At 43.3% G+C, this 6,000-nt stretch carries 5 protein-coding genes; 2 read left to right on the top strand and 3 right to left on the bottom strand.

Annotated elements, in window-relative coordinates; translation table 11 throughout:
• Nucleotides 1-501: 501 nt before the first annotated feature.
• A complete protein-coding gene (locus DFP79_RS17320; RefSeq protein WP_133505203.1) occupies nt 502-1,239 on the bottom strand; it encodes a substrate-binding periplasmic protein in 738 nt (245 codons plus the stop codon).
• Nucleotides 1,240-1,597: 358 nt separating this feature from the next.
• On the opposite strand from DFP79_RS17320, the gene DFP79_RS17315 reads away from it, so the two are divergent.
• A complete protein-coding gene (locus DFP79_RS17315; RefSeq protein WP_133505202.1) occupies nt 1,598-2,017 on the top strand; it encodes a VOC family protein in 420 nt (139 codons plus the stop codon).
• Between the two features lie 90 nt (nt 2,018-2,107).
• Here DFP79_RS17315 and DFP79_RS17310 read toward each other — a convergent pair whose 3' ends face one another.
• Nucleotides 2,108-3,067 (bottom strand): class 1 fructose-bisphosphatase, encoded by a 960-nt coding sequence (locus DFP79_RS17310; RefSeq protein WP_133505201.1) that lies wholly within the window; start codon nt 3,065-3,067, stop codon nt 2,108-2,110.
• 298 nt (nt 3,068-3,365) lie between these two features.
• On the bottom strand, nt 3,366-4,037 hold the full coding sequence (gene rpiA, locus DFP79_RS17305) for a ribose-5-phosphate isomerase RpiA (RefSeq protein WP_133505200.1): 672 nt from the start codon (nt 4,035-4,037) through the stop codon (nt 3,366-3,368).
• Between the two features lie 295 nt (nt 4,038-4,332).
• On the opposite strand from rpiA, the gene ilvA reads away from it, so the two are divergent.
• A complete protein-coding gene (gene ilvA, locus DFP79_RS17300; protein WP_133505199.1) occupies nt 4,333-5,838 on the top strand; it encodes a threonine ammonia-lyase, biosynthetic in 1,506 nt (501 codons plus the stop codon).
• The last annotated feature ends 162 nt before the right edge of the window (nt 5,839-6,000 follow it).

Below are 6,000 nucleotides of genomic sequence, written 5' to 3'. Positions count from 1 at the left end.
GTAGTGTGGGGGATCCCATGTGAGAGTAGGTCGTCGTCAAGCTTCTAATACAGAAAGCCCTGATCAGAAATGGTCAGGGCTTTTCTCGTTTCTGAAACGCGTAATCCTGACTGAAGTTCTGAATCCTTAGTTTGAGACAAGAAACAAGAGCCTATTCCGCTCCCAGAGCCTGTCGAAGGCTGGCTTAAGGGGGATTGAAAAGGCTTATAAAGTGTCCATGGCTTCGACACACTCAGTCAGCAGTCACGATATGCTTCACTTACTTCATCTTCACAATCATATCGAAGTTATCAAGCCCGTTCCAATTGCGTTCCCTGAGCTTGTCTAAAGGGTGGTATGTATTTCTGTAGTGTAATAAAACGATTGAAAGGCTAAAACGTACGATCTAAGAAGAGCATACAAGGTTGTTGATCTTATTAGAGCTATTTAAAACTAGATGAATCTAAAAAATAAAAAAGAGCACAAATAGTGCTCTTTTTTATTTTTGGACAAGATCGAGATTTATAATTGATTATATTCAGCTAAAATTTCATTGAATCGGCCTGATTGATGAAGTGCGAAAAGTCCATTATTGAATGCCTCTCTAAGCTTTTCTGCATTAGGAATAGACTTCGAAATTAACAAGTACAGGTCGTTCTTCTCTAAAGGTGGAAGCAAAATCTGCAGTTGAGATGCGTCTAGCCCTGCTGATTGAGCCGCATCTTTTGCGACAGCCAAGTTATCTGCGTATAGGTCTATTTCACCTTTAGTTAGTGCAGTTACAGCATTACTCACAGAATCGAATTCATTCAGTTGAGCAAAGCCAAAGGCGTCGAAGGAAGTTCCGACGGAAGTACCTTCAATTTTACCGATTTTGTAGTCGTTTATAGCTTCGAAAGAAGTGTAGTTTGTTAAAGGGAAGTCGGAACTCTTGATTAGGCCAACTAATACAGTATAAATGGGGATTGAGTAGTAATAATCCTCAGTTCGTTCTTCAGTATAGTAAGCACCGATAAGCGCATCTTTGTTACCTGATTTTACCGAATCAAGAGCAGCTTGCCATCCTGTAAACTCTACAGTGCTCTCGTAGCCAGCTTCAGACAAAGCTTCCTCGACAATAGCAGTTATAAAGCCACCGTTATTTAGGCTTTCCGCATAAAACGGCGACCAGTTCATGGTAGTTAATTTTACCGGTTGTGCTGACACGATAAGAGGAAAGGCGATAGCGATAGCTGATATAAATAGCTTGAGTGATTTCATATCTTAGGTTCCTTTCAATTTCATTTTTCTGATTATTTATTTAAAAGGTGACGCTGACATTATTGACAGGTTAGTCAATAAATTCATTCTAATCCATCCTTATCGATCAATAAACCAGACTAACTGTCAAGTTTTGTAACTATAGAAGGTTTTGGTCTTCAGTGTGTGCGCTTTAATTTAGTCTCTCAAGTCATTGAGTTGACGGCACTATTGAAACAGGTCAATGATGATATCGACGGTAGGACGAGTTTTTCGAAAAGTTTTACATTTTAAGCATTAAAAAAATAATACGATTCATTTGTTCGATAAACATGAACGTTTTTAGGCGCATGTAGCAAAATTCATTTGGAGGTATTAAATGAGACAGTCGATTATTCACATTGCTCTTGTCGTAAAAGACTACGATGAAGCTATAGATTTTTACGTTAATAAGCTCAATGTTGATTTGATAGAAGACACTTTCCAACCAGAGCAGAATAAGCGCTGGGTGGTAGTATCACCTCCGGGAGCGAATGGCGTTACGTTGTTGTTAGCTAGGGCCTCGAATCCAGAACAAGGTGAGTTTATTGGTAATCAAGCTGGCGGTCGCGTATTTTTGTTTCTTAGTACAGATGATTTTTGGCGTGATTATCATCGAATGGTGGCTGATGGAATAAATTTCATGCGTGAGCCCAGTGAAGCTGATTATGGAACAGTTGCCGTGTTTGAAGATTTATATGGAAACCTTTGGGATTTATTGCAGCTAAACCCAGATCATCCAATGGCTATGAGAACTTAATGTTCATCCTAAATAAAAAAACGGAGCACTTTCGCTCCGTTTTTCGGTTATCCCCAATCGTCAGAAAACGACATGGCTACAATCTAAGTGTTAATAACTTAAGCACTTATCCACTTCGTTTGCTGCGCCAAGAATAACAGGAACACGTTGATGGATGCCTTCTGGTTGAATATCCAGAATACGTTGCGTATGAGTATGCGCTTTTCCGCCAGCCTGCTCGACTAGCATAGCCATAGGGTTTGCTTCGTACATAAGACGAAGTTTACCTGGTTTGGTAGGGTCTTTACTGTCCCAAGGGTACATAAAAATGCCGCCACGACACAGAATTCTGTGTACGTCCCCCACCATTGCGGCAACCCAACGCATGTTAAAGTTTTTATCGCGTGCTCCGTCTTTACCTGCAACTAGGTCATTGACATAGCCTTGCATGCTTTCTGACCAGAAACGCTGATTTGACATATTGATTGCAAACTCTTGAGTGTCTTTGTCTACTGTGACGCTCTCCTGAGTTTCGACAAATTCGTTCTTCTCCGGGTCAAGGGTAAACATTTTTACGCCTTGACCTGTTGAAAGCACTAACATGCAAGAAGGCCCGTAAAGAACATAACCCGCAGCGGCTTGCTCTGTGCCGGGTTTTAGGAAGTCGGCTTCTGTTGCGGGCTTCTCTCCTTGATCGTGGTAGATCGAAAAAATAGTGCCAACCATCGCATTGATGTCGATATTGGAAGAACCATCAAGCGGATCGAAGGCTATCAAGTATTCGCCATTGGTATTGGCTGGAACAATGTCATCTTCTTCTTCCGATGCTACTGCACGAACTGCTGGGCAGCTCATTAGGTCGGATTTCAACATATCATTGGAAATAACATCTAGTTTCTTTTGTTCTTCTCCTTGAACATTCTCATTACCTGCAACGCCTAAAATGCCTGCCAACGAACCTTTATGGAGTGCTTTGCAAATATCGATGCACGTATTTGTTGTTGTAGTCAGCACGTCTTGTAGAGCAACAGGAGCATTTGATGCTTTCAAAACTTGTGAGAGGGTTTGCATACTGAGCATTTCCTTTTTATGGATGGTATCGGAAATTATGCCATTGCATTAAAGAGGAGTCAGCTAGAGATCTTGAAATTTAGACGAGTTTTTAAGAGAAAATTAAGCTTAATCAATTAAGAAGGGCGCTTAAAGTTCCTTTCTAGTGTAAGGGAACCAACAAGCGTTTTTTACTAGTGCTCTGTTCAGAGGTCTAATATATCGAGGGTTTTAGGGGTGGCTTGTTGCGCGTTATGCTTTTTATATAGGGCATAAATGTAACGCTTAGCGCGTTACATTTATGCAATAAGCCTTTTGATTAGGCTTTCAGTGTTTTTACACCTTCTTGTGTGCCAAGCAACAGAACGTCTGCTGAACGTGCAGCGAACAAACCATTCGTAACGACACCGACAATGGCGTTAATTTGAGATTCAAGCTTAACCGCATCAAGAATTTCAAGATTGTAGACGTCTAAAATGTGGTTGCCATTATCAGTAACGACACCTTCGCGGTAGACTGGATCACCGCCTAACTTAACTAACTCACGAGCAACGTAACTACGCGCCATTGGAATGACTTCAACAGGGAGAGGAAAGTCGCCCAAGACATTAACGAGTTTAGATTCGTCTGCGATACACACGAATTCTTCCGCACACGCTGCGACAATCTTTTCGCGAGTCAATGCCGCACCGCCGCCTTTGATCAAGTGCAAGTGGTGATTGGATTCGTCCGCACCGTCGATATAAACACGCATACCTGGAACACTGTTTAGATCATAAACGGGAATGCCATGACCCTTTAAGCGCTCAGCAGACGCCTCAGAACTTGCGACTGTGCCATCAAAAAGATGTTTGTGTTTTGCTAATTCATCGATAAATAAGTTGGCAGTAGAACCCGTGCCAATACCGACAATAGTGTCTTCTTCAAGAAGGGGAAGAATGTGCTCAACAGCCGCTTGTGCGACAGCTTTTTTGAGTTCGTCTTGAGTCATGCTAAGCAGAACCTATTTAGTGTGATTGTTATAAAGCAGCAAATGCTACGATTGTTACCTCTGACGGTGTCGATATTATAGCCACATCAAGGTTCTATTGTTACCGCTTTTTGGTTTAAACGGCCAACCGAAGACGAACGAGAATATTACGCTAAAAGCCTTACTGCTATTGGCCTTAAGGGCGGGAAAGAGTATATTTCTTGTTCCGTTTTTCAATTTAAGAGTATTTGGAAATTCAGACTGGAAAACAGCGCTACATAGGCGCGATACGTAAATTATTTTGTTAGGAACCCTTATGCCCCACACAATCATCAAGAAAATTCTACAAGCTCGCGTCTATGACGTTGCTGTAGAAACACCCGCATCTCGTGCCAATCAACTTTCAAAACGATTGGGCAACGAGATTATTTTGAAGAGAGAAGATTTACAACCTGTTTTCTCTTTCAAAATTCGTGGGGCATACAACAAAATTTGTCAGCTAACTCAAGAAGAGTTAGACCGTGGAGTCATTGCAGCGTCCGCCGGTAATCATGCTCAAGGTTTAGCGCTAGCAGCCAAGAAACTTGGTGTAAAAGCAACGATTGTGATGCCAGCAACCACGCCTGATGTAAAAGTGTCGGCAGTACGTAATCATGGTGCCGAAGTCGTGCTTTTTGGTGATGCGTTTGACGAAGCTTCTGTCAAATCGAAAGAGATCATGGTTCAGACTGGTCAAACCTATGTCCACCCGTTCGATGATCTTGATACGATCGCGGGGCAAGGCACAATCGGCATGGAAATTTTGCACCAAGTTGAAGGTGATATCGACGCGATTTTCGTTCCCGTCGGCGGTGGTGGTCTAATCGCCGGAGTGGCGGCCTACATAAAGTACCTTCGCCCTGAGATTAAAGTCATTGGCGTTGAGCCTGAAGATGCAGCCTGCTTGAAGGCCGCGATGGCAGCAGGCAAACCGACACGTCTTGATCAAGTGGGTATTTTTGCTGAAGGCGTTGCCGTAGCAGAAATCGGCGAGCATACGTTCAATATTGCAAAAGACAATGTAGACGACGTGATTACCGTGACAACAGATGAAATGTGCGCGGCAATTAAAGACATTTACGATGATACACGCTCAATAACAGAACCTGCCGGAGCGTGCGCGCTTGCTGGCCTTAAAAAGTACGTTGAATCGACAGGTGCCAAAGATAAAAAGCTCATCGCGATCAACAGCGGTGCAAACGTCAACTTCGACCGTTTACGTCATGTTTCAGAGCGAGCAGAGCTGGGTGAAAAACGCGAAGCGATTATCGCAGTAAAAATTCCAGAAGAACCGGGCGCATTCAAAGGGTTCTGTCAGGCGTTGGTTGGGCGCAGTATTTCTGAGTTTAACTACCGCTATGGTGATGCAGAGCAAGCCGTGATTTTTGTAGGTGTCGCGATTGGCAACAGTCCAGACAGCCGTCAGGAACTATTGCAAGACCTAAAAGACTACGAAATTGTCGATTTGACCGATGATGAAACAACCAAAGTCCACGTTCGTCATATGGTCGGTGGCCACCTTCGCAGTGACAAAGGTGAGCTACTGTACAGCTTTGAATTTCCTGAACGTCCGGGCGCTTTGTTAAAATTCCTGAACACTCTCGGCGGACAATGGAATATATCTATGTTCCACTACCGAAATCACGGCGACGCGTATGGCCGAGTGCTAGTCGGGTTGCAAGCCGTTGGTGAGGAAACAGACGTGACTCGCTACCTTGATGAACTAGGTTATCCGTATCAAGACGAAAACGACAACGCAGCGTGCAAGTTGTTTTTTAAATAAAAAAGTAGACTCTCCTCCCTTTTATCAAGGGACGAGGGCTTGAACCCTATGCTCCTCTCCCTTACCAAGGGGGAGGTTGGGATGGGGTCTTACTCGCCTAGAATAGACCTCCGCTAAACGGTAAAAGCCGAATTAGCCTTCCAGACGACGTAACAAAATATA

The sequence above is a fragment of the Marinomonas balearica genome (assembly GCF_004362145.1).
Taxonomy (GTDB): Bacteria; Pseudomonadota; Gammaproteobacteria; order Pseudomonadales; family Marinomonadaceae; genus Marinomonas; species Marinomonas balearica.
The sequence above is the reverse complement of the archived record's forward strand: the minus strand, read 5'-3'. Positions and strand labels throughout refer to the sequence as shown.